Annotated in this window: 21 protein-coding genes; 7 read left to right on the top strand and 14 right to left on the bottom strand. The window is 62.1% G+C overall.

Going from position 1 to position 21,583, the window contains the following annotated elements; genetic code table 11:
• Nucleotides 1–37 precede the first annotated feature (37 nt).
• Nucleotides 38–1,189 carry a cyclopropane fatty acyl phospholipid synthase gene (cfa, locus tag ACUN9V_RS03715; protein ID WP_445510387.1) on the bottom strand — a complete coding sequence of 384 codons (1,152 nt, stop codon included), beginning with the start codon at nt 1,187–1,189 and terminating at the stop codon, nt 38–40.
• Nucleotides 1,190–1,640: 451 nt separating this feature from the next.
• Here cfa and ACUN9V_RS03720 point away from each other — a divergent pair, with 451 nt between their 5' ends.
• A complete protein-coding gene (locus ACUN9V_RS03720; RefSeq protein ID WP_439283618.1) occupies nt 1,641–1,943 on the top strand; it encodes an MTH1187 family thiamine-binding protein in 303 nt (100 codons plus the stop codon).
• Between the two features lie 25 nt (nt 1,944–1,968).
• On the opposite strand, the gene ACUN9V_RS03725 is transcribed toward ACUN9V_RS03720, so the two are convergent.
• Complete coding sequence (locus tag ACUN9V_RS03725; RefSeq protein WP_439283616.1) at nt 1,969–2,349, bottom strand: hypothetical protein; 381 nt, start codon at nt 2,347–2,349, stop codon at nt 1,969–1,971.
• A gap of 138 nt (nt 2,350–2,487) precedes the next feature.
• Complete coding sequence (locus ACUN9V_RS03730) at nt 2,488–3,396, bottom strand: LysR family transcriptional regulator ArgP (protein ID WP_439283614.1); 909 nt, start codon at nt 3,394–3,396, stop codon at nt 2,488–2,490.
• Between the two features lie 89 nt (nt 3,397–3,485).
• On the opposite strand from ACUN9V_RS03730, the gene ACUN9V_RS03735 reads away from it, so the two are divergent.
• A complete protein-coding gene (locus ACUN9V_RS03735; RefSeq protein WP_439283612.1) occupies nt 3,486–4,127 on the top strand; it encodes a LysE/ArgO family amino acid transporter in 642 nt (213 codons plus the stop codon).
• Between the two features lie 11 nt (nt 4,128–4,138).
• Here the strand turns inward: ACUN9V_RS03735 and ACUN9V_RS03740 are convergent, their stop codons facing one another.
• Together ACUN9V_RS03740 and ACUN9V_RS03745 are read right to left on the bottom strand one after the other, a co-directional pair.
• Nucleotides 4,139–5,506, bottom strand: coding sequence for a TrkH family potassium uptake protein (locus ACUN9V_RS03740; protein ID WP_445510388.1), 1,368 nt, complete (start codon nt 5,504–5,506; stop codon nt 4,139–4,141).
• A gap of 55 nt (nt 5,507–5,561) precedes the next feature.
• Nucleotides 5,562–6,218, bottom strand: a complete 657-nt coding sequence (locus ACUN9V_RS03745) for a potassium channel family protein (protein WP_445510389.1) — start codon at nt 6,216–6,218, stop codon at nt 5,562–5,564.
• Nucleotides 6,219–6,539: 321 nt separating this feature from the next.
• Between ACUN9V_RS03745 and ACUN9V_RS03750 the strand changes: the two genes are divergently transcribed.
• Nucleotides 6,540–7,985, top strand: a complete 1,446-nt coding sequence (locus tag ACUN9V_RS03750; protein ID WP_445510390.1) for a sodium-dependent transporter — start codon at nt 6,540–6,542, stop codon at nt 7,983–7,985.
• Nucleotides 7,986–8,067: 82 nt separating this feature from the next.
• Here ACUN9V_RS03750 and ACUN9V_RS03755 read toward each other — a convergent pair whose 3' ends face one another.
• Nucleotides 8,068–8,877 carry an SIMPL domain-containing protein gene (locus ACUN9V_RS03755; protein ID WP_445510391.1) on the bottom strand — a complete coding sequence of 270 codons (810 nt, stop codon included), beginning with the start codon at nt 8,875–8,877 and terminating at the stop codon, nt 8,068–8,070.
• 192 nt (nt 8,878–9,069) lie between these two features.
• On the opposite strand from ACUN9V_RS03755, the gene ACUN9V_RS03760 reads away from it, so the two are divergent.
• Nucleotides 9,070–9,993, top strand: a complete 924-nt coding sequence (locus ACUN9V_RS03760; protein WP_445510392.1) for a cobalamin-binding protein — start codon at nt 9,070–9,072, stop codon at nt 9,991–9,993.
• Between the two features lie 90 nt (nt 9,994–10,083).
• Here the strand turns inward: ACUN9V_RS03760 and cobO are convergent, their stop codons facing one another.
• The 4 genes from cobO to ACUN9V_RS03780 all read right to left on the bottom strand — a co-directional run bounded on the left by cobO (nt 10,084) and on the right by ACUN9V_RS03780 (nt 13,797).
• Complete coding sequence (cobO, locus tag ACUN9V_RS03765; protein WP_445510393.1) at nt 10,084–10,683, bottom strand: cob(I)yrinic acid a,c-diamide adenosyltransferase; 600 nt, start codon at nt 10,681–10,683, stop codon at nt 10,084–10,086.
• 43 nt (nt 10,684–10,726) lie between these two features.
• On the bottom strand, nt 10,727–11,035 hold the full coding sequence (locus ACUN9V_RS03770) for a winged helix-turn-helix domain-containing protein (RefSeq protein ID WP_110692093.1): 309 nt from the start codon (nt 11,033–11,035) through the stop codon (nt 10,727–10,729).
• A 90-nt stretch (nt 11,036–11,125) separates the two neighbouring features.
• Nucleotides 11,126–12,115: an SDR family NAD(P)-dependent oxidoreductase gene (locus tag ACUN9V_RS03775; RefSeq protein WP_075561781.1), complete on the bottom strand. Its 990-nt coding sequence runs from the start codon at nt 12,113–12,115 to the stop codon at nt 11,126–11,128.
• Between the two features lie 26 nt (nt 12,116–12,141).
• A complete protein-coding gene (locus ACUN9V_RS03780) occupies nt 12,142–13,797 on the bottom strand; it encodes an ArnT family glycosyltransferase (protein ID WP_445510394.1) in 1,656 nt (551 codons plus the stop codon).
• Between the two features lie 276 nt (nt 13,798–14,073).
• On the opposite strand from ACUN9V_RS03780, the gene ACUN9V_RS03785 reads away from it, so the two are divergent.
• Together ACUN9V_RS03785 and ACUN9V_RS03790 are read left to right on the top strand one after the other, a co-directional pair.
• Complete coding sequence (locus tag ACUN9V_RS03785; protein WP_445510395.1) at nt 14,074–14,736, top strand: response regulator; 663 nt, start codon at nt 14,074–14,076, stop codon at nt 14,734–14,736.
• Nucleotides 14,733–16,133, top strand: a complete 1,401-nt coding sequence (locus tag ACUN9V_RS03790) for an ATP-binding protein (RefSeq protein WP_445510396.1) — start codon at nt 14,733–14,735, stop codon at nt 16,131–16,133. The genes ACUN9V_RS03785 and ACUN9V_RS03790 overlap by 4 nt, the downstream gene beginning before the upstream one ends.
• Nucleotides 16,134–16,211: 78 nt before the next feature.
• Here the strand turns inward: ACUN9V_RS03790 and ACUN9V_RS03795 are convergent, their stop codons facing one another.
• The 3 genes from ACUN9V_RS03795 to ACUN9V_RS03805 are packed head-to-tail and all read right to left on the bottom strand — an operon-like array spanning nt 16,212 to nt 19,179.
• A complete protein-coding gene (locus ACUN9V_RS03795) occupies nt 16,212–17,969 on the bottom strand; it encodes an ArnT family glycosyltransferase (RefSeq protein WP_445510397.1) in 1,758 nt (585 codons plus the stop codon).
• Nucleotides 17,970–18,010: 41 nt separating this feature from the next.
• A complete protein-coding gene (locus ACUN9V_RS03800) occupies nt 18,011–18,322 on the bottom strand; it encodes a lipid-A-disaccharide synthase N-terminal domain-containing protein (RefSeq protein WP_445510398.1) in 312 nt (103 codons plus the stop codon).
• Nucleotides 18,319–19,179 carry a glycosyltransferase gene (locus ACUN9V_RS03805; protein ID WP_445510399.1) on the bottom strand — a complete coding sequence of 287 codons (861 nt, stop codon included), beginning with the start codon at nt 19,177–19,179 and terminating at the stop codon, nt 18,319–18,321. The genes ACUN9V_RS03800 and ACUN9V_RS03805 overlap by 4 nt, the downstream gene beginning before the upstream one ends.
• 378 nt (nt 19,180–19,557) lie before the next feature.
• On the opposite strand from ACUN9V_RS03805, the gene ACUN9V_RS03810 reads away from it, so the two are divergent.
• Nucleotides 19,558–19,971, top strand: coding sequence for a (R)-mandelonitrile lyase (locus tag ACUN9V_RS03810; protein ID WP_445510701.1), 414 nt, complete (start codon nt 19,558–19,560; stop codon nt 19,969–19,971).
• A 16-nt stretch (nt 19,972–19,987) separates the two neighbouring features.
• On the opposite strand, the gene ACUN9V_RS03815 is transcribed toward ACUN9V_RS03810, so the two are convergent.
• On the bottom strand, nt 19,988–21,064 hold the full coding sequence (locus tag ACUN9V_RS03815) for a PA0069 family radical SAM protein (RefSeq protein ID WP_445510400.1): 1,077 nt from the start codon (nt 21,062–21,064) through the stop codon (nt 19,988–19,990).
• Nucleotides 21,065–21,583 lie beyond the last annotated feature (519 nt).

Below are 21,583 nucleotides of genomic sequence, written 5' to 3' on the forward strand. Positions count from 1 at the left end.
GGCATCCTTCGATAATCTTCGTCGCTCGTCGCCCAGATTAACGCGGTGAATCGTAACGTCCGCCACGGCCGTTGGAGTAGACCACCTGCCACAGCTGGATATCGCGCGCCCGGAAGGCGCCCGCGCAGGAGCCGAGATAGTAGAGGAACATCCGCTTGACGCGCTCGCCGTAGTTGCCAGCGATCTCGTGCCAGTGGGCGAGCAGGTTCTCCTGCCAGGCCATCAGCGTGGTGTCGTAATCGGGGCCAAAATTCTGCCAGTCTTCCATCACCAGCTTGCCTTCGCTGGCGTCACCGATCTGCTGGACCGATGGCAGAATGCCGTTGGGAAAGATGTACTTGTTGATCCACGGATCGATGCTGACATCGTTGGTGTTGGAGCCGATCGTGTGCAGCACGAACAGGCCGCCCGGCTTCAGCAGGCGCTTGACCGTATCGAAATAGGTGGCGTAGTTGCGCTGGCCGACATGCTCGAACATACCGATCGAGACGATGCGGTCGAACTCGCCGCTGAGCTCGCGGTAATCCTCGAGAAGGATCTCCACCGGCAGCCCTGCGCAGCGCTCGCGGCCGAGCTTGGCCTGCTCTTCGGAGATGGTGATCCCGGTGACTTCCACCCCGTAGTGACGGGCGGCATGCTCGGCGAAACTGGCCCAGCCGCAGCCGATGTCGAGCACCTTCATGCCGGGCTCGAGACCGAGCTTGCGACAGGCCAGGTCGAGCTTGGCGACCTGGGCTTCGTGCAGCGTCCGAGCTTCCTTCCAGTAGCCGCAGGAGTAGCACATCGTCTCGTCGAGCATGCGGGTGAAGAGATCGTTGCCGAAGTCGTAGTGTTCCTTGCCGACGATGTAGGCGCGTGCCTTGCTCTGCAGGTTCATGAAGCTCGACTGCAGTTTGTAGACGACGCGTTCCTTGGTGGTATGCGCGGCGCCGCCAAGGCCGTGGCGAAGCAGGCGGTGGATCATCTCGTCGATACGATCGCACTCCCACCAGCCGTCCATGTAGGCTTCACCGAAACCGATGGAGCCTTGGCGGATGACTCGCGAGAAGAGGTCTGGATGATGAACGCGAATGTCCCAGGGCTGATTGCCGTTGAGAGTGACACCGGAACCTTCGAGCAATTTCTCGAGGGTATGACGCGCGCGCGTATCGGGTAATGCGACGGGGGCAATTGCCGTGTTACTGGTCATGGTCGTTCCTAGCGAGGGGCGCAGCGCGTTCCCCGACCGCACTCTGGTAACGCGCCGTTCCAGCGGCGAAGAATGGTCTGATGACTTGCGGTTTCGACCGCATTGACGCGTGATATCGGCCATCTTCACTCGCTCGTAACGGCTAGAAGAATCGAGCTACGGCGGCGGAAACGTGGTGCACCACGGTCCCTGTTCCCTTTATTAGCGTTGTTTACATTGCGTGCTAACGGCTTTCTCGTCAATAAGCCTGCCGCTATTAGCGCAATAGTTTAGCGTTGTATGGTCGATCTTGCGTCCGAAAATCGACTAGGGAGACGGCTCGTGGCTGAATGGACGAGCCGTAACGGTTTTGTTTTCGAAGCCGCTTGTCAGCATAAGCCGCTTGGCAGCGCGATGTGCCGTACTGCGGCAGAATCGTCGAAAGAGAGAGATGGCTCAAAGGAGTACGATAATGCACGTAATCGTCGATTTATGCGTGGTACCACTGGGGGTGGGCGTCTCGGTCTCTCGCTACGTCGCCGAGTGTCAGCGACTCATCGAGAGGTCGGGTCTTCACCATCGCATGCACGCCTACGGGACCAATATCGAAGGGTCTTGGGACGAAGTCATGGCGGTCGTCAAGGCCTGCCATGAAGGCGTGCATGCCATGGGCGCGCCGAGAATTACCACGACGATGAAGATGGGTACCCGCACTGACCGGGAACAGACCATGGACGACAAGGTGGATAGCGTCGAAAGTCTGCGCCGAGTTTAGCCAGGACGGGCACCGTCGGCCGTTATCAGCGGCAGCGGATAGTCCAGGTAGCCTTGTAGCCATCCCCTTCCTGGGTGGCTGCCTGGAGTTCGGTGTCCTCGTCGACCGTGGCGCCTTCGAGCTGATGACTGGCGTTGGCCGCTTTGCCGGAGTCGTCATCCGGCCCCATCATCTGCTGCTCGACGATGACGAACTCGTCACGGTCCTCACTCTCGCACTGTTCCAGGGCGCGCTCCTTGGCATTGCCCAGCGCTTCGTCCTGGTCTTCACCCAGACCGGTGACGACGTAATCGGTAGAGTCCTTCTCGATCGAGCTGCTGTCGCTGGCACAGCCGGCGAGGGCGCCCAGCGTGAGCATTCCGGCCAGCGCCATCCAGGCTGGGCTTCCGATTGCTGTCTGTCTCATATGACTCACTCCCTGTGTCGCAAATATTGGTGTAGGCGATGGTATCGCCATTTGACCTACCAGTTCATTCTAGAACACGCGTCATGTTCTGCAACACATTAATAATAAAGCGAATTGTGTCGTCGCCAAGCAATGTCTTCATGGGGACACGGTTGGCGAGAGTTCCGGTGCTCGCAACCAGGTGTCGCCCGCGGAAAGCAGATGCGCCGTCAGTGCCTCGAGTAACTCTCCCCCGTGGCGCCAGTAATGCCAATACAGTGGCACGTCCAGCGGCTGTCTCGGATCGAGGTCGACGAGCTGCCCCGACCGCAGATGACCGATAGCCTGACACTCCGGAATCAGGGCGTAGCCAATGCCGGCCAGGGCCATGTGCATTACGCCTTCCGATGACGGACACAGGTGATGCGGAAACGAGTCCTTGAAGCCATGAGCATCGAGATAGCGCTGGTGCAGCCGATCATCCGGCCCGTACAGAATGGCGGGCGCGCGTTCGAGGGCCTGATGGCTCATACCCTCGGCGAAATGGCGCTCGGCGAAAGCGGGGCACGCCATCACCCGGTAGCGCATGATCCCCAGCGAACGGGCGCGGGCGCCCTGTACCGGGCGAGAGGTGGCGCAGATGCAGCCGGCCACTTCGCCGTCGCGCATGCGGCGCAATGCCACCTCCTGATCGTCGACCACCAGGTCCAGTAGCACGCCGCGGCGGTGACAGAAATCTCCTAGCGTCGGCGCCCACCAGGTCGCCAGGCTGTCGGCATTGATCGCCAATCTGAGTCGCTGCCGGCCTTCACCCAAGGCGGGAATCCTGTCGAGAAGATCATGCTCCAGCAGTCGGACTTGCTGGGCATGGTTCAACAGTCGCTGGCCCAGTGGCGTCGGAAGCAGTCGCGGTGCGCGCACGACGACGGGCTGGCCCAGCCGCGCCTCCAGCAGTTTGATGCGCTGCGAAACCGCTGACTGGGTCAGATTGAGCTGCTGCGCGCCGCGATCGAATCCGCCCTGATCGACGATGGCCGACAGGGCTTCCAGAAGTTTGTAATCCAGCATCAAATTTTCTAATGCCTCATTAGCATGTTCACTTTTATTAATAGTTGATTTGGCGAGATGATGCGAATCCCCTCCTGAGAGTTGATTTCATGGGTCTTTCGCTGATTCACGGGCTGCTGATCGGCGCCAGCCTGATCGTCGCCATCGGCGCGCAGAATGCCTTCGTGCTGCGTCAAGGTCTATGGCGGGAACACGGGTGGCTGGTGGCGGGACTCTGCGCGCTCTGTGATCTACTGCTGGTCGCCGTCGGCGTGGCCGGTCTCGGCCCTTTGATCACCGCCAGTGCCGTTGGCCTGCAGTTGGCGCGATGGGGTGGGGTGGTCTGGCTGGTGTGGCAGGCCGTCGTCGCGTTCAGGCGCGTCAGTCACCCTCAGTCGATCGAGCTGGGAGGTACGGTGAACGGCGTGCCCGCGGCAGCCGTGAGCGTCTCGAGCGCAAGGCCAGTGATAGTCGCGACGCTGGGTGTCACGCTGCTAAACCCACACGTCTATCTGGATACGGTAGTGATGCTGGGCATCATCGGCGGCCAGCAGTCCAGCCCCGCCGGGTTCGTGGTCGGGGCGTCACTCGCATCGCTGATCTGGTTCTTCGGCCTGGTCGGGCTGGCGCATTGGCTATCGCCGCGGCTTCAAAATCCGCGCTGGTGGCAGGTCATCGATCTCGCGGTCGGGGCGATCATGCTGCTGATCGCCTGGCAGTTGGCCATACGGCCGCTGGGAACGGGATCATGAGCGCCGTGCCGCTAGCCGATCTGGATCTCCCCCTTGGCATAGCGCAGGCCCTTGGCCTGACGGGTCGCCAGGAAATAACCCACGGAGAGCGGCCCGACACGACCCAGCAGCATGGTCAGGCCCAGCAGAAATTGCCCGGGTAACGACAGATCGCCGGTGATGCCGCGGGAAAGTCCGACGGTGCCGAACGCGGAGACCGTCTCGAACGCCAGGTCGAGAAACGAGTGGTCGCGGTCGGTGATGGTGAGTCCGAACAGGGTCAGGACGACCAGCGAGACGCCGGCAAGCGCCACCGTGATCGCCTTGATCACGGTTTCCTGGGTGATCGCGCGGCCGAATGCGGTGGGATGCTCGGTATTGCGATAGAAAGCCCGAGCCGTCAGCAGCAGCACCACGAAGGTGGTGATCTTGATGCCGCTGGCGGTGGAACTCGAACCCGCGCCAATGAACATCAGCAGCATCACCAGCAGCGTGGAGGCGTCGGTCAGCGAACCGATCTCCAGCGTGTTGAATCCGGCCGTACGCGGGGTGACGGCCTGGAACCAGGCGGCCTGCACCTTGCTGAAGATATCGCCCAGGCCGCCTAGCGTGTCGGGATTGCTCCACTCCAGCCCCAGCAGGATCGCGGTGGCGATCACGTTGAGCCAGAACGTGGCCAGCAGCACGACCTTGGTCTGCATCGCCAGACGCGACCAGCGGCGATGGCGATACAGGTCGCTCACCACCACGAAGCCCAGGCCGCCGACGATGAACATCAGCGTCACCGTGAGGTTGACCAGTGGATCGCCGACTTCCTGGATCAGGCTGTCCGAGAAGGTCGAGAAGCCGGCGTTGTTGAACGCCGAGACGGCGTGAAAGAGGCTGTGCCACAGGCCCATTCGAAGGCCATATTCCGGCACCCAGTGCCACGCCAGCAGCAGCGTGCCGATGCCCTCGGTGATGAACGCAAAGGCGATCACCAGCTTGACCAGATCACGAATATCGCTGAAGGCGATTTCGCCCAACGCCTCACGGACCAGGTTCTGCTGGCTCAATGGAAGGCGCGTTCCCAGCAATAGCACGGTGAGCGCGGCGAAGGTCATGAAGCCCAGGCCGCCGAGCTGGATCAGAACCAGCACCACCAGCTGGCCGACGAACGTCAGATCCTGGCCGACATCGACGACGCTGAGGCCGGTGACGGTAACCGCCGAGGTGGCAGTGAAAAGCGCCTCGTGCCAGGCCAGCGGTCGCGTCCCGCTGCCGGGAAGCCAGAGTAGCAAAGCGCCGATGGCACAGAGCAGGGCGAAGCCGAGCAGCAGCACTTCCGGCGGCGATAGCCGGATGACGCCGCCATGGGGCGCACGACGGAAGGGTTGTTTCAAGCGTTGCCAGCGTCTCACGGGCGCGTCTCCGAGCCCGGATCGAAACGGCCGAAAATGAGGCCCATCGAAGCGCTCATATCTGCTTGCCGATTTCGCGCAAGGCCTGCAGATCACCCATCAGAATCAGACTGTCGCTGACTCGTAGCGGGGTGTCATCATCGGGATCGCGGAGAACTTCCTCGCCGCGTTTGATGGCGACCAGAAACAGTGCATCGCGATCGATCGATAGGTTGGCGACGCTGGCGCAGTTCTCGATCAGGCGCTCGGTGGTCTCGATCTCGACGATGAACTGACGTTCGCCCAGGCGGATGAAGTCGACCATGGCGTGATAGTTGAGGCTCTCCGCGACCCGAACACCGACATCGTATTCAGGATACACCACGCGGTCGGCACCGAGGCGTTTGAGCAGCTTGTAGTGGGAATCGGAGTGAGCCTTGGCCCAGATCTCCTTGGCGCCCAGCTCCTTGACGTGGAGCGTGCAGGTCACACTTGCCTCGACGTTGTCGTCGACATCGATCACCACCACGTCGTAGGCGTCCAGCGAGAGTTCGCCCAGCGCCTTTTCATCGGTGAGATCGGCGATGACGGCGTGATCGAGAATCTCCGAAAGCGCGTCGACGCGGGTTTCGTCGGCATCGACCCCGAGCACCTGATTCTGGTGGCGTTTCAATTCACGCGCGACGGTACTGCCGAAGTAGCCCAATCCCAGAATGGCAAAGTGCCGGGACATCGAAACCTCCTTGATAGAACGTTGTCTGCCGCGAATGAGAACGTTGTCTGCCGCGAATGAAGAGAGCCTGCAGTCGGCAGGATCGGCTGAAGCGCGTCGCCTGGCGAATGGGCCGGATCATCGCTGAGCGCCAAGCTTTGCACAAGCTCCCGTGGCGTACCAATCCCGATCCGGTCGCGCGTGGCTCGCGTCGACGCTACAATCCCCCGCCGTTATCGTCCGCCATCGGCGAGTCTTCGCCGGATTCGGCTCGAATTCGCCGCAATCAGGCGCGATCTAACCCAGGCGCGAGCAGGCCGTCCACTGGAACGACGAGGAAGCATGACCGCAATCGCACGACCCAAGAATCTGTGGCTGGGACGTTGGGGCTTTGTCCTCGCGGCCACCGGCTCGTCGGTAGGCCTGGGCAACATCTGGAAGTTTCCCTACATGACTGGCGAGTACGGCGGTGGCGCGTTCGTCATGGTCTACCTGCTGTGCATTGCCGCCATCGGCGTGCCGGTGATGATGGCGGAGATCGCACTCGGACGCCGAGGGCGAGGCAGCCCGATCGACGCGATCCGGCGGGTGACGAGGGAGTCCGGGCGCAGCCGATGGTGGTCGGGGCTGGGATGGATGGCGATGCTTTGCGGCTTCATGATTCTGTCGTTCTACGTGGTGGTCGCCGGTTGGGCGGTCTCCTATCTGTGGAAATCGGTGACTGGTGGTCTCGCCGCCCATAGCGTCGAGGGCATGGCCGCCATCTTCAGCGCCAACAATGCCAACCCCTGGAACCTGGGGTTCTGGAGCACGCTGGTCACGTTGGCGACGATGGCAATCGTGGGGCTGGGTGTACAGGCGGGCATCGAGCGAAGCGTGCGCTGGATGATGCCGGGCCTGGTGGTCATGCTGGTGATAATGATCGTCTATGCGGTTTTCTCGGGCAGTTTCGGCGCCGGGGTACACTTCCTGTTCGCCTTCGACCCCGGCAAGCTCACCGGACAGGCGGTGCTCGCCGCGATGGGCCACGCCTTCTTTACCTTGTCCTTGGCTTCAGGTGCCATCCTCACCTATGGCGCTTACCTGCCGGCAGGGCAGTCCATCGGTCGTACCACGCTGATGGTGGCCATCTGCGACACTCTGGTGGCACTGATGGCGGGGTTGGCGATCTTCCCGGTGATCTTCGCCAACGGCATGGACCCGGCATCCGGCCCTGGCCTGATCTTCATGAGTCTGCCGCTGGCCTTCCAGCAGATGCCGCTGGGCGGCGCGGTCGAGACGATCTTCTTCCTGATGCTCACCGTGGCCGCGCTGACATCCGCCATCTCGATGATCGAAGCCACGGTGGCGTGGTTGAACGAGAGTCACGGCCTGTCCCGCGTCAGGGCGGCCTGGGGTGTGGGTATTCTGCTGTGGGTGGTGAGCACGCTGGCGATGCTGTCGTTCAACGTCGGCGCCGACTGGAAGCTGGCGGGGCGACATTTCTTCGACTGGCTCGACTTTTTGACATCGCGCTTCCTGATGCCGCTGGGTGGGCTGGGAACGGCGCTGCTGGCGGGGTTCGTGTTGCGCGGAGAAAGTCTGAAAGAAGAACTGGGGCTACCTTCGGCGATTCACGCCCTGTGGCGATTCGCGATCCGTTACGTCTGTCCGCTGGCGATCGTGATGGTGTTCCTGGATGCTCTCGGCGTGCTGGGGACGGCGTTCGACTGGCGCTGGCTGGCAGCGATCCTTGCCCTGGCGCTGATCGCGGAGATCGTGCTCGCCCGGGTGATGCGACGAACGTGAGCTGCGCGGGGCGGGCGTCGATGCCCGCCCCCGCTCATCGTCATCTACTACATCCTCTACGTCATCGTCATCCTCTACGTCATCAATCGTCGATTTCCCAACTGACGCTGACGCCGGCGTCGATGTTGATCTCGCCGCTGCGATACTCCGATGCGCCTGCGCCGCTGTCGGCCTCGGCGGCGCGCATCATCATCTGCGGCTGGTAGCGCGGCGCGGTGGTCTCTTCGATATTGACGACATCGCCCAGATCGACGTCCAGCGTGTCCGCCATCATCTCGGCCTTGTGGCGGGCGCGCTCGAGGGCCTGCTTGAGCGCCTGATCGTCGGCGGAATCGCTGTCCTTGAGGCCGTAGCTGACGCCGTCGAGGGAGTCGACCCCGGCGCTGGTCAAGGCATCGAGAACGCGCGGCAGCCGGTCGAGATCATCGAGCGTCAACGATACCGAGCGCTCGACCTGCGTCCGCACCTTGGGTGGCTGGCTGTCGTCGCCCTGACCGGCAGTCTGGACATAGTCGGGCCGTACGCTGAGCGAACCGGCGCGAATGTTTTTGCTGTCGACGCCGGCGTTTTCCAGCGTACGGATCAGCTCGCCGGTACGGGATTCCAGCCGGTCTCGCGCTTGCTTGATGGCGTCGCTATCACCGGAAGACTCCTCGCCCTGAACCTGGGTCGGCGTCCGTTCCCACAGGCGCGCATTCAGCGTCGCCTGGTCCGGTGCCACATTCAGCGTGGCATTGGCCTGGACGTGAATCTGATGGGGCGTCTTGTCGGCAAGCGCCGGCGTGGCCAGCGTCAGGGTCGCGAGTACGGCAGCAACGCCCAGGCCGACACTGCGACTCAGAGCTTGCGGGCGGAATACTTGATGGAGATGGCTAGGCGTGTCGAAAGACATGGCATTTCCTCTTTTTCGAAAAACCGATACGTCTAAAAAGACCGGCAGGTGTCGAAAAGCCGGCACGTATCGAAAACCGGGACTTGAAAGCGTCGCTTGCGCTAGAGCCGGGCGCTGCATAGACGTCTCCAGCGGCGTTCGGTTCCCATGCTATGATCGCTCGCTCCGTTATCCCAAGCCACTGAGTCGATGATGCGCTGTCTTTCCCCATTGCCATGTCGATCGAGCCTTGCGCGCTTTTGGCGACTGGCGCCGTTAGCACTGGCGCTGACCGTTGTCGGCTGGTTGGCGCCAGCCGATGCCGAGGCAAGCGGTGCTGCGATCAGCGTCGAGGACGATAGCGGGCAACGTGTGACGCTGGCACAGCCCGCCGAGCGTATCATCGCGCTGGCGCCGCACCTGGTGGAGTTGAGCTACGCCGTCGGCGCAGGCGGGCAACTGGTTGGCGCCATCGACGGCAGCGATTACCCACCCGCGGCCCGGCAGCTCGATCGCGTCGGCAGCTATCGTGGCATCCCGCTCGAGCTGATCGTCGCCAAGCAGCCCGATCTGGTGCTGGTCTGGGGTAGCGGTACGCCGGCATCGCTGGTCGAGCAGCTCGAACGATTGGACATTCCCGTCTACCGCAGCGAGCCACACAAGCTCGAGCAGATTGCGGGCGACCTGCGGGATATCGGCCGGCTCACCGGACACTCCGATGCCGGAGAGCAGGCCGCTTCCGATTTCGAACAAGCGCTGGAAGGCACGTCGCAGCAGCTTTCCCCAGCACCACGGGTCTTCTATCAGTTGGGTCAGTCACCTTTGACCACCCTGGCCGGCGGTCAGATCGTCACTCAGGTGATTCGCCACTGCGGCGGCGTGCCGCTGTTCGACGATGCGCCGGTGCTAGTGCCCCAGATCGGCTGGGAGTCGCTGGTCGAAGCGCAGCCAGAGGTCATTCTGGCAGCCGGCAACGACGATCGCTGGCGGGCGTTTTGGACCAGTCACGACGAATTGCCGGCGGTACGCGACGGCGCGCTCTACACCCTGGACCCCGACGCGATCAGCCGTCCCGCGCCGCGCATGATCCAGGCCGTGCGCCAGGTGTGTCGGGCGCTTGCCGAGACGACCCGATAGCCGACGAGTCGATAGCGGAAACGGGATTCCTGGCCGCGTCTCGTCGCTCTTGGTTCTCAACCCGGGGCCCTTGGCTCGTGGCTCGTGGCTTTAGTAGTCGATGCCTCGGCGGGCCTGCAATCCCGCATTAAAGGCATGCTTGGTGTCCTGCATTTCGGTCACGGTATCGGCCATGTCGACCAGCTCGCGGTGGGCGTTGCGCCCGGTCACGATCACGCTCTGTTCCCGCGGCCGATTGGCAATGGCACGCCTGACCGTCTCGAATTCGAGATAGCCGAACTTGAGCATGTAGGTGATCTCGTCGAGCACCACCAGATAGACGTCGGGATCGGCGAGCAGGCGCTCGGCCTCCAGCCACACCTCGAGACAGGCGGCCGTGTCGCTGGCGCGGTTCTGAGTATCCCAGGTGAACCCCGTGGCCATGATGTGAACGTCGAGATGGGTATCGTCGATCAGTCGTTCGCGCTCACCGCACTCCCATAGCCCCTTGATGAACTGGATCACGCCGACCCGATAGCCGTAACCCAGGGCGCGGGTGACGGTACCCCAGGCTGCGGTAGTCTTGCCCTTGCCGTTGCCGGTGAACACCAGCAGCTGACCGCGCTGCTCGGTGGCGGCAGCGACCTTGTCGTCGACGTGAGATTTGAGTTTCTGCATGGCTTGCTGATGACGCTGCTGGCGATCGCTCATGGGCGACTCCGACTGATATTGAAGAACGCGACAGGCCGCGGGTTCAAGGGGTGGGAAGCGGGTAGCCCAGTGCGCTGGCAATTCCCTCGGCGTGGCTTTCTACCCATGCCGGCGATATCGGGCCCCAGTCGCGGATCACGTAGCGGCCGATATGGTGACGCTCGCCCGCGGTCTGTTCGAATTCACAGACGATGTCGAGTTCGGCCAGCGCGGTCAGCGTGTCCTGTGCGGTACGCCGGGGCATGCCGCTGATCTCGACGATGGCCGGCACGCTCTCTGCCAGGCCGGTATCGATCAGATGGGCCACGTAAAGGCGGCGATAGAAACTGGTACGAGTCTTGCTGAGTGACATGGACGGGCTCGTGATTCGGGATGACATGGCCCGATGCTACGCCAACGCCTCCCGTTCGACGACCGTTGGCACCGTGCTGCAGTACTTGAATCAGACGGCCATGGATTCCAGCAGCAGCTCGCGATAGTCGAGCAGCCAATCCACGAAGCGATCGATGCCCCGCTCCAGCGAAACCTGAGGCGTGTAGTGAATGACCGATTGCAGCTTGCGGGTGTCCGCCCAGGTGCGCTCCATATCGCCCGGCTGCATCTGTCTGAAGTGCTTGGTGGCGGTGACGCCCAGCCGGGCTTCCAGCGTGGCGACGAAGTCGAGCAGGGCGATCGGCTTGCCGCGTCCCAGATTGTAGATGTCGTGAGGCGCGCTGCGCTCGGCGTCCACGGTGGGGGGATGGGGCAGCAACCGCACGATGCATTCGACGACGTCGTCGATGTAGGTGAAGTCCCTGGCCATGCGACCATGGTTGAAAATATCGATCGGCTCGCCGCGTAGCAGGCTGGCGGCAAACAGGCATGGCGCCATGTCCGGGCGACCCCAGGGGCCGTAAACCGTGAAGAAGCGCATGCCGGTCGAGGGCAGCCGGTGCAGGTCAGCGTAGCTGTAGGCCATCATCTCGTTGGCGCGTTTGGTCGCGGCGTAGATCGAAGCCGGTTGATCCACCGGATCGGATTCCCGAAACGGCAGGCTCTTCTGACGGCCATAGACCGAACTGGAAGAGGCGTAGAGCAGGTGCTCGACGGCATGACGCTTGCACACGTCGAGCAGGTTGAGAAAGCCGGTCAGGTTGCTGTGGCCGTATTCGTGTGGGTGCTCGACCGAATGACGTACGCCGGCCTGGGCAGCAAGATTGACGACGTGAGTGAAACGTTCGCGGGCAAACAGCGCTTCAAGCGACGCCAGATCGGCGATATCGATGCGGTGGAACGGTACCCCGTGGAGCTGCTCCACCCGCGCCTGTTTCAGCGAGACGGCGTAGTAGTCGTTGAGATTGTCGAGCGCGACGACGCGATGGCCGTCGCAGGCGAGACGGCTGGCAAGATGAAAGCCGATGAATCCGGCCGCGCCGGTAACGAGGATTTTCATGCAGGTTTATGTCCTTGATGTATCCATTACTGATCGAGCCGGCGAACGGGCGCTGGACTCTGGTCACCACAGGCCAATGGCTGCCTATCGAAGGATAGGGCGGAGACGGGTATCACATCCAGTTGGCCGCCGCGGTAAGGGAAGGTGTGAGCGAAGGTGGTGGCGTCCATCAACGAACGGAGATCGCGATCACGGCCGACGACCCAGCCCTCCGGCATGTGGTATTGAAAGCGACATAGATCTGCCGATGTGCCGTTCAGCGTGATCAGGGGCTCGCGCAATCGGCCCGCGAACTGAAAGGTCGCCTGGTAGCTATTTCCATTGAAGGCAACGGGAATCCCCTCGTGCTCCAGGCGTGCCATCAGCCGAGCGGGCGCGGTAACGTCGTAGCGGCTCCAGAGGGGCGACAGCATCAGTTGGGTGGTGATCAGCACAGCGATACCGGTACCGAGTGCCAGATTGCGAGTCGCTTGAGGGGCACCAAGCCAGTGTCGATGCCAGAGAAGGGTTGCCCAGGCGATCAGGGCAATAGCCCCAAAGGGGGAGAACATCGCGCGACTCACTGCGCCCGTGCCAAAGATCATCAGAACCAAAACTGCCGCGCCTAGCAGGCCAATGGCCAGTGCGGGCAGGTGACCACGAAGGCGTGCACGGCAATCGATGCTGCCGAGGCGATCCATGATCAGGAGCGCCAACGCCGGCAGCAGTGGCATCAGGTAGTGAATCTGCTTGCCGCTGATGAGCGAAAAAATGACCAGCGGGCAGCCTAGCCAGATCCAGGCCAGGCGCTGATGGCGGTGGCGCGGCAGTCGAGGCCATGCGCTTGGCCACAGCGTCCAGGGAAACGCTAGCAGTGGTAGCCACGGGAGGTACCACCATACGGGACGCGCGTGGTCCATTGCCTGTTGCAGGCGATCGACGCTCTGGCCCCAGAGTAGATCCTGGGCGTAGTCGCGACCGCCCAGCCACGCGGCGGGTAGCGCCCAGGCCAGCACCATGGTGAGTCCCAGTGTCAGCGCCAGGGCGAGATGACGCCGTCCGGGTGGGCCCAACGGTGAGGCTCGCCACAATGGGATCGTCAGAAGAATCGGCCCGAGCGTTACGAACACGGCCGGGCCCTTGGCGAGCAGCGCCAGTCCCAGCCACAGCCCGCTGATGGTGGCCTTGGGTATCGTCAGTTGGCCCGCCACCAGCGGGGCAATGGCGCCCAGTAGGCAGGCACTGAGCAGGATGTCGAACATCAATGCGCCGCTATAGAGGTTCCACATCAACATGGCCATCAATGCCATGGGTGCCAGTCGAGCCTGACTACCGGCGTAACCCAGCCGGCGGGCAATGCGATAGAGATGCGCCATGGCAATCAGCGACGCCAGCGGCGAGATTAGCTTCGGCCACCAGTCGTTGACCCCGAATAACGACCACCCCGACTGGATCAGCCAGAACAGCAACGGTGGCTTGTCGGCGTAGGGGGCCCCGTTCATGAGCGGAAGCCAGAAAGAATGGGTATGCCACATCTCCCAGGCAACCGAGACGTAGCGTGTTTCGTCGATCGGCATCAACGGCTTGGCCAGTGCGCCGGCGAGCGCTATCAACCAGAGCAGTACGATGACGGCAGTGTCGCGATATCGGGTTTCCCACCGCAAGAGAGTGAGAGAGTGCGAAAACTGTCGAGTGATAATCACGCGATCGCGTCCCAACGGAGGGGTGAAACGCTACTGTGAGGGCGTTAGCTTAACGAAATATTATCGAGGCAAGTCGGGGGGCTAAATCGTGCAGGGACGGTATTGATGTCAAGATCTCGACAAGCGATACGAACAATAAGAAACCGTTAAGGTGGGTGTGTCTCAATGCGTTAAACGGGCAAGATCCCTGCCAGATTCTCGGCGGCGTGACGCAGACGGACGATGCCAGCAAACGACGACGAACGATAAAGACACACAACGAAGACGGAAACCGCAATGCGCGTATTGTTGGTGGAAGACGATCCCCTGCTGGGGGATGGCATCCGGACTGCCCTGATCCGGGAAGGCTACGTGGTGGACTGGTTGATGAAAGGTCGGGATGCGCTGGAAGCGGTGCGTGTCGAACCCTTCTCTCTGGTCGTGCTCGATCTGGGTCTGCCGGACATCGACGGGCTCGAGGTACTCAAAGGCATTCGGCGCCACTATCCGCTGCCGGTGCTGATCCTGACGGCCCGGGATGCGGTCGAGCAGCGCATCATGGGGCTGGACGCCGGGGCCGACGACTACGTGCTCAAACCGTTCGATTTGCAGGAGCTGCTGGCACGCATGCGCGTGGTGACGCGTCGTGCCGAAGGCCGGGCGACTCAGCTGCTGTCGATTGGTCAGTTGACCATCAACGAGGCCGATCATGAAGTCAGCTGGAAGGGGGCGTCTGTTCTGCTCGCTCGGCGCGAGTTTGCGCTGCTGCTCGAGCTGGCCAGAAACCGCGATAAAGTCATGTCGCGTCCCAAACTGGAAAGTCTGCTTTACGGCTGGGGAGAAGAGGTCGGCTCCAACGCGCTCGAGGTCCACGTCCACCATCTGCGCCGCAAGCTCGACAAGCATCTGATCACTACCGTACGCGGTATCGGTTATCGCCTGGACAGCCGCGTGGCATGACATCGATTCGTCGCTATCTCAATGTCACGCTCGTCGGCGTGCTGCTAGTGGTCATGGGGCTGGCGGTCACCGCCGCCTACCTGATCACGCGCCACGAAATGGAGGAGATCTTCGATGCGCAGCTGAGCCTGCAGGCGCGTGTCGTCTCGGCGCTCGTCGATACCGACACCACGCCACAGCGCTATGAGGCAATCGCCGAACAGCTCTCCCAGCCTGGCCATTTCGCCCGCTGGTACGGCCAAACCGGCAGTCTCCTCGACAAGATCGGCCATCCCAGACGCTACGTCCACGAAGAGGGGATGCTGTCGCTAGGCTTCTGGGATGCCGAGCAGCGCCCGATTTTAATGGGGCCCCGCTGGCATGGGGACGACGAGGCCTTCCCGGCGCCGCGTGACGTCGGGTATCGCTGGCAGCGCTTCGACGGTCATCGCTGGCGGGTCTTCAGCATGCCGATCGAGGGTGGGCGCTGGATCAGCGTGGGCCTGCGCGAGTCGTTTCAGGACGAGCTTTCCAATAAGGTGGCGTTGGGCAATCTCGTGCCGCTGCTGTTGGGGTTGCCGATATTGATCTGGCTGATCGCCAGGCTGATCCGGCGGGGCTTGAAGCCGATCGATCATCTGTCGCGACAGGTCGAGACTCGAGACGAGAAGGATCTGAGCCCGATCGGAGTGGCCGTGCCTCGCGAGCTGCAGACCCTGCGCGGCGAGCTCAACGACTTCATTGCCCGCCTCGGGCAGACCCTCGAGCGTGAGCGGCGTTTCACCGCCGATGCGGCACATGAACTGCGCACGCCGTTGGCGGCGATGAAGATTCATCTCGACAATGCGCGCTACGACGAGCCCGGCGCGCTGGACAAGGCCTACAATGGCGTCGAGCGGTTACAGCGGGTCGTCGAGCAACTGCTGCTGTTGGCGCGTCTGGAATTTCATCAGGAGCGCCCGGCGTCACAAACCACCTCGCTACCCGCGCTGGTGATGGATCTGGCCGCCGACCTTTGGCCGTTGGCCGAATCCCGACAGCAGACGCTGGAGATCGTCGAGAGCGACCCGGTCAGCGTGAGCGGCAACCTCACCGAGCTGGAGATCCTGGTCCGCAACCTGATGGACAATGCGCTGCGGTATACGCCCGAAGGCGGCGAGGTCGTGGTGACCATGGGCATCGAGAACCGACACCCCTGGCTCACCATCGCCGACTCCGGCCCCGGGATCCCCGAGGCGCTGCTGGAGTCGGTGACGCAGCGCTTTCAACGCGCTTCCGACCAGCGCATCAGCGGCAGCGGGTTGGGCCTTGCGATCGCCGTCGAGATTGCCCAGCGCCAGCAACTGACGATGACGCTCGCCAACCGCGAAGCCGGGGGGCTGGAAGTCCGCTTGGATTGGATGGAACCGGTAGCCTGATTCAATGGCTATCGGCGGCAGTCCGAGAGCCTCGGCTTTCCTCTGGGGATGCAGTCCTCTGGGAATACAGCCCATACGTCAGACCCGGGGTGCGCTCCCGGTCCTGTCCGGCAGCGTCGTCGGTGCCACGAACAGCGGCGCAGCCGTGTCGTCTCCTCGACACTGAACGGTCGCAGATGCCGGAATCAACCACCAGTCGTCGCCATTCTGAATGCCCATGTCGATGATCTGATCCGACTCGATACAGGCATAGTCCTCGGCCTGACGTTTCATGGCGAACATCCAGCGGCCGTCCTCCTGCTGCAGCCAGGCGAAGGCGCGGCGGAACTGATCGCTCGCGGGTGTCTTGTCACCGAACTGGACGCTGGGCTGGCGCGACTGGAGCAGGAATTCTTCGTCGTAATCCGGCAGCGCCAGCCAGGCCTCGGCACCGGTGATCGTCTCGACCCGGGTCATCATGTCCCGCGGTGAACGGGCGTGATCCTGCAGCGCATAGCCCCAGGTCGACCAGCTGACCCAGAAGACCGCCAGCCAACCGGCCAGTGCCCACAGTCCGCGGCGGGGCCGCATGGCGATCAGTAGCCCCACCGCGATGACGCCAATCACGATCCACCATGCCCACGGCGATACGGCATGCCGCTCGGCGACTTTGGCCAGTGCGGGTAAGCCGGCGGCGCCGAGTACTCCCGCGATCAGCAAGAGCCCGCCGAGTAACGCGAGCAGGCCGAACCCCAGCCAGTGCAGACGCCTCTTGCGCAGCAGGCCGGGCAGCAAAGGCGCCATTGCCATCACCAGCAACGGCACGGTCGGCAGCATGTAGACGCCGCGCTTGCCCGGCGACAGGGAAAAGAAGATCACGATCAGAATGACCGAGCTGAGCGGCAGCAGAATGCGTGCGTCGGGCCGACGCAGTCGTCGCCACCAGGCGGGAATCGCCCACGGAAACGCGAGAACCAGCGGCATCCATGCCCAGGGAAGCACTTCGAGCAGGTAGTAGTACCAGGGTTCGAGATGAGCCCAGGAGTCGGCATAGCGCTGGCCGGTCTGCTTGAACAGGATATTGTCGCGATACGCGGCCAGAGAGGGATCGTCGCCCCATGTCGCCATGACGGTCATCGGCACCGCCCAGGCGGCAACGCATAGCAGCATGACGGCGATGCCCTGAATGGCATCCTTGAGTTTGAGGCGTGTGATTTGCCCGCGAGCGTTTTTGCGAAAATCGCTTGAATAGCCTAGCCATAGCCAGGCCGGCAATAGCGTCAGTGGGAGAATACCGACGCCTTTGGTGATGATGCCGAGCCCCATCGCCGCCCAACCGATCAGCCACCAGCCCCTGGCAGGCCCGAGTAGCGCGTGTCGCAACAGCCCATAAGTCGCCAACGTCGTGCAGAACGTCAGCATCATGTCGATCTGTGCCGTTTTGGCCTGCAGCACGAACTGAAAGGCCGTCAGCAGAGCCAGGCCGGAGAGCAGCGCGACGCGTCGGCCGTGCAGGCGCCGACACAGATCGATGACCAGCAGCAAGGTACCGAAGCCGGCCAGCGTCGTGGGTATCAGAAAGCCCCAGCGCACGGAACCGGTGAGCCAAATGCTTAGTGCTGACGCCCACATGAACACCGGCGGTTTGTCGGGGTAGAGTTCACCGCCGCGATGCGGGAACCAGAATTGCCCGGTGCGCAGCATTTCCAGCGCATTGAGCGCGAAACGCGGCTCGTCGGCCGGCCACGGATCACGCAGCCCGATGCCGATACCCAGCAGCACGATGGCCATCAGCAACAATAGGAACCAGGCACGCCGATAGTGCGCCTGTGAGGGGTCGGTCCAAAAGCGTCGCATGGGCTGATACGTGGGGTGGCGCATGGAATGAAAAGTTCCGTTCAAGAGTTCGAGACATCGTCGGAAATTGCGCCTTTGGTGGAATCCGTCTGGCGTTTCTCGCGTCGAATCAGCATCAGATTGCGAATATAGATGATCAAACCGGAGCCCTGGCCGGCAATGAACACCGGATCGCGACGGTAGATGGCGTAGGCGAGCAGCGTCGCGCCACCGCCCAGGCTGAAGAACCAGAAGGCGACCGGTATGATGCTGCGTCTGGCGCGTTCGCTGGCGAGCCACTGGATGACGAAGCGCGCCGAGAACAGTGCCTGACCGACGAAGCCGATAGCGACCCACAGCCACTCTTGATTCATGATGCTGGTGCCTCCCTGTTCGCGTCCGTCCCATTTTCGTTCGCCTCGGCCGCCGGCGTGGGCGTGTCGACGAGCGCCGCCGGCAACCGGCTACGTCGACGTAGCCACATGACGCCGATCATGTCCACGATCCCCACCCACAGCCGATTGTTGAGGCCATAGTGAGACTCGCCCGTGCCGCGAGGGCGGTGATTGACCGGAACGGAGACGCACGAGCCACCTTGGGCACGAACCAGGGCCGGCAGGAATCGGTGCATATGATCGAAGTAGGGTAGCGAAACGAAGGTATCGCGGTGGATCACCTTGAGGCCGCAGCCGGTATCCGGTGTTGCGTCATCGAGCAAAGCCGAGCGAACGCGGTTGGCAACCTTGGAAGAAACGCGTTTGATCCAGTCATCGCGGCGGTTGGTGCGGTGGCCGGCGACCAGCGTAACGTCTCCCTGTTGGGCTCGTTCGAACAGCTTTGGAAGGTCCGCCGGATCATTCTGGCCATCACCATCCAGCGTACCCAGCCAGGTTCCTCGGGCCGACCATGCCGCCTGCCATACCGAAGTGCTTTGTCCCGCGCTGCGAGCATGGCGCAACGGGCGCAAGCGTGAATCCTGCGCCGCGCGATGCGCCAGCATCTCCCAGGTACCGTCCGTCGAGGCATCGTCGACCACGATGACTTCATGATCGACGGAGGAGAGCGCCTGACTGATTTCATCGAGCAGGCTGGGGAGATTGCCGACTTCGTCCTTGGCCGGAATCAACACCGACAGCAACGGCGAATGAATGGGTGAATGATCGGACGAATGGCCGAGGGTATGACTGGCGGGGCCGATTTGAGTGCTGGGTTGATGAAGAGACGAGTGCATGGGCAACTATTTCCTGGCGATGAAACCATCTGTCTTTATGGACGTATTGCTTGTGAAGCTCAAACCAGGCTTGACCCACTGGCAGCCGAAGAAAGCAGGAGCGGTATGGTGCCAATGGTCGCGGGCCAAGCTTAACGAAAGCTTAACCTGTATGGAGAGAAACGAATGCCTGGATTGGACGCGTCATCGAATTCCGTCAGCCGCCGGAGATCCGGCGCTCCAGATGCAACCAAGGCTACCACGCCGATCAACGAGCGTTCTGAACCTAAAGCTTATTCAGAGGTTGCTTTATAGGTGCAACCAATAAACGCTTGCGCAAGCGCTTCACATCAACTGCTAATCTCGCAATACAGACATGCCACTTTATCGTTCAGCTTCGTGGAGAAAAAGCCATTGAAAATCAATCGAGCGGGATCTCAGCCGTCGAGACCAGGTGCTGAGGATTATTTCACGGGGACGGTGCGCATCGATCCGTTGTTCAGCGCCGAAGCGCCAGGACGCACCAGTGGCGCCGCCGTGACTTTCGAACCTAGCGCGCGGACGGCTTGGCATACCCATCCCGCGGGTCAAACGCTGATCGTGACGGCCGGATTGGGCAGAGTTCAGCGTGAAGGCGGCCCTATCGAGGAAATTCGCCCCGGTGACGTCGTCTGGTTCCCCGCAGGTGAAAAGCACTGGCATGGGGCGTCACCCGATGTCGCGATGACGCATATCGCGATTCAGGAATCGATCGATGGAAGTCCGGTAATGTGGATGGAGAAGGTCAGGGACGAGGTCTACCAAGGGAAGTAATGACCCGACTACTGGGTTAACCGAACAAATCCTGCTGGGCGTGAGGTGCTCGGAATTGCGTGGTATCCAGGCCCGCTTCCGCGCGTCGTTCCAGACCCAGGCGCAAGGCCGTGCGGCGAAAACGCTGGCCGATCATGTCGACGAATATTCCGTCGCCCCGCATGCGGTGGCCAAAGCGGCTGTCGTTGTTCTCACCGCCGCGAGATTGACGGATCAGGCTCATCACCTTGCCCGCGCGTTCCGGATAGTGCTCATCCAACCAGGCTTCGAACAGCGGGGAGACTTCTCTTGGCAGTCGCAACAGTGTCCAGCTGGCGGTCCGGGCGCCGGCCTCAGCCGCCCGCGCCAGCAGCGTCTCGATCTCGCAGTCGTTGATGGCGGGGATCACCGGCGCCACCAGCACGCCCACCGGGACCCCGGCTTCATGCAGCTCCCGGATGACCTTGAGGCGTGCCGCCGGGGAAGCGGTGCGCGGCTCCAGCGTGCGCTTCAGCTCGTTGTCGAGCGAGGTCAGGCTGACGAAGACACGGACCAGCCGCTCCCGGGCCATCTCGGCGAGTAGCTCCCGGTCGCGCAGAATCAGCGCGCTCTTGGTCACCAGCGTGACCGGATGGCGACACGCCAGCAGCAGTTCCAGCAACGAACGCGTCGTGCCATGTTGTGCCTCGATCGGCTGGTAGCAGTCGGTATTGCCGGAAAGATTGATCGGCCGGCAGACATACCCAGGTTTGCACAGCTCCTCGCGCAATCGATCCGCCATGCCAGTCTTGGCGATCAGGCGCGTCTCGAAATCGATGCCGGGAGACAGGTCCCAGTAGGCGTGGCTGGGGCGGGCATAGCAGTAAATGCAGCCGTGCTCGCAGCCGCGATAGGGATTGAGCGAGCGGTCGAAGCCAAGGTCCGGCGACTGATTCCAGGAAAGCGCCGAGCGAGGCGCCTCGAGCTGAACCTGGGTGGCGATCCGGCCAGGCACCTCTTCCTCCCACCAACTGTCGTCTTCCGCGATGCTGTGAGTCGGTTGGAAACGGTTGTCGGGATTGTAGGTCGCCCCACGGCCCTTAATTGGCCGGGAAGGGCGAGAGGGAGACGACATGGCAGCGACTCCTGTGGTGGGCGCTTGGTAACTGTTTATTTATACAGTATTGTGAGCCAGCCGTGTCAATTCGGCAAGCGGAGATGCTGCGCCCGCTCGGCCGTCTTCTTCCCGATTTTATGTGCGTCCGATTCAGCTACAGATAATTTTTTTGCCCGCCAAGATTTTTTATGACGGTTTAATAGACGTTTAGATTTTGTTTGAGCTCAATGCTGTCTACCGGTCGACTTACGAAAAAGTTTGTCTTCATGATTAAAGATTGATGCCGTTATTTCTTGATCAAGGAGCACGGCAGTCTTAACCGGACCTTAAATAGGGGAAGATATTTTACTGAGGTTGGTAATTTTACCTTAAGACGCCCCCATCATTATCCGCCTTCTAAAGCCAGCCCAGCCATGGAGAGCTGACAATCCGACTTTAGAGAGGCCAAACCTTAGTGAAGACAACGACCGATCACTCCGTCATTCCTGCACGCAAAGGAGTGACGAGGATTCTGCACGCAGCGAAGTACTCCGCGGC

This window comes from Salinicola sp. V024, assembly GCF_052645315.1.

Bases quoted from the DNA above. Each gene is read 5' to 3' on its own strand.
- ACUN9V_RS03745 (WP_445510389.1), bottom strand. From the start codon at position 6,218: ATGTCCCGGCACTTTGCCATTCTGGGATTGGGCTACTTCGGCAGTACC.
- ACUN9V_RS03760 (WP_445510392.1), top strand. From the start codon at position 9,070: ATGCGCTGTCTTTCCCCATTGCCATGTCGATCGAGCCTTGCGCGCTTT.
- ACUN9V_RS03775 (WP_075561781.1), bottom strand. From the start codon at position 12,115: ATGAAAATCCTCGTTACCGGCGCGGCCGGATTCATCGGCTTTCATCTT.
- ACUN9V_RS03815 (WP_445510400.1), bottom strand. From the start codon at position 21,064: ATGTCGTCTCCCTCTCGCCCTTCCCGGCCAATTAAGGGCCGTGGGGCG.
- ACUN9V_RS03805 (WP_445510399.1), bottom strand. From the start codon at position 19,179: ATGCACTCGTCTCTTCATCAACCCAGCACTCAAATCGGCCCCGCCAGT.
- ACUN9V_RS03750 (WP_445510390.1), top strand. From the start codon at position 6,540: ATGACCGCAATCGCACGACCCAAGAATCTGTGGCTGGGACGTTGGGGC.
- ACUN9V_RS03800 (WP_445510398.1), bottom strand. From the start codon at position 18,322: ATGAATCAAGAGTGGCTGTGGGTCGCTATCGGCTTCGTCGGTCAGGCA.
- ACUN9V_RS03770 (WP_110692093.1), bottom strand. From the start codon at position 11,035: ATGTCACTCAGCAAGACTCGTACCAGTTTCTATCGCCGCCTTTACGTG.
- ACUN9V_RS03725 (WP_439283616.1), bottom strand. From the start codon at position 2,349: ATGAGACAGACAGCAATCGGAAGCCCAGCCTGGATGGCGCTGGCCGGA.
- ACUN9V_RS03795 (WP_445510397.1), bottom strand. From the start codon at position 17,969: ATGCGACGCTTTTGGACCGACCCCTCACAGGCGCACTATCGGCGTGCC.
- ACUN9V_RS03755 (WP_445510391.1), bottom strand. From the start codon at position 8,877: ATGTCTTTCGACACGCCTAGCCATCTCCATCAAGTATTCCGCCCGCAA.
- ACUN9V_RS03720 (WP_439283618.1), top strand. From the start codon at position 1,641: ATGCACGTAATCGTCGATTTATGCGTGGTACCACTGGGGGTGGGCGTC.
- ACUN9V_RS03785 (WP_445510395.1), top strand. From the start codon at position 14,074: ATGCGCGTATTGTTGGTGGAAGACGATCCCCTGCTGGGGGATGGCATC.
- ACUN9V_RS03735 (WP_439283612.1), top strand. From the start codon at position 3,486: ATGGGTCTTTCGCTGATTCACGGGCTGCTGATCGGCGCCAGCCTGATC.
- cfa (WP_445510387.1), bottom strand. From the start codon at position 1,189: ATGACCAGTAACACGGCAATTGCCCCCGTCGCATTACCCGATACGCGC.
- ACUN9V_RS03790 (WP_445510396.1), top strand. From the start codon at position 14,733: ATGACATCGATTCGTCGCTATCTCAATGTCACGCTCGTCGGCGTGCTG.
- ACUN9V_RS03730 (WP_439283614.1), bottom strand. From the start codon at position 3,396: ATGCTGGATTACAAACTTCTGGAAGCCCTGTCGGCCATCGTCGATCAG.
- cobO (WP_445510393.1), bottom strand. From the start codon at position 10,683: ATGAGCGATCGCCAGCAGCGTCATCAGCAAGCCATGCAGAAACTCAAA.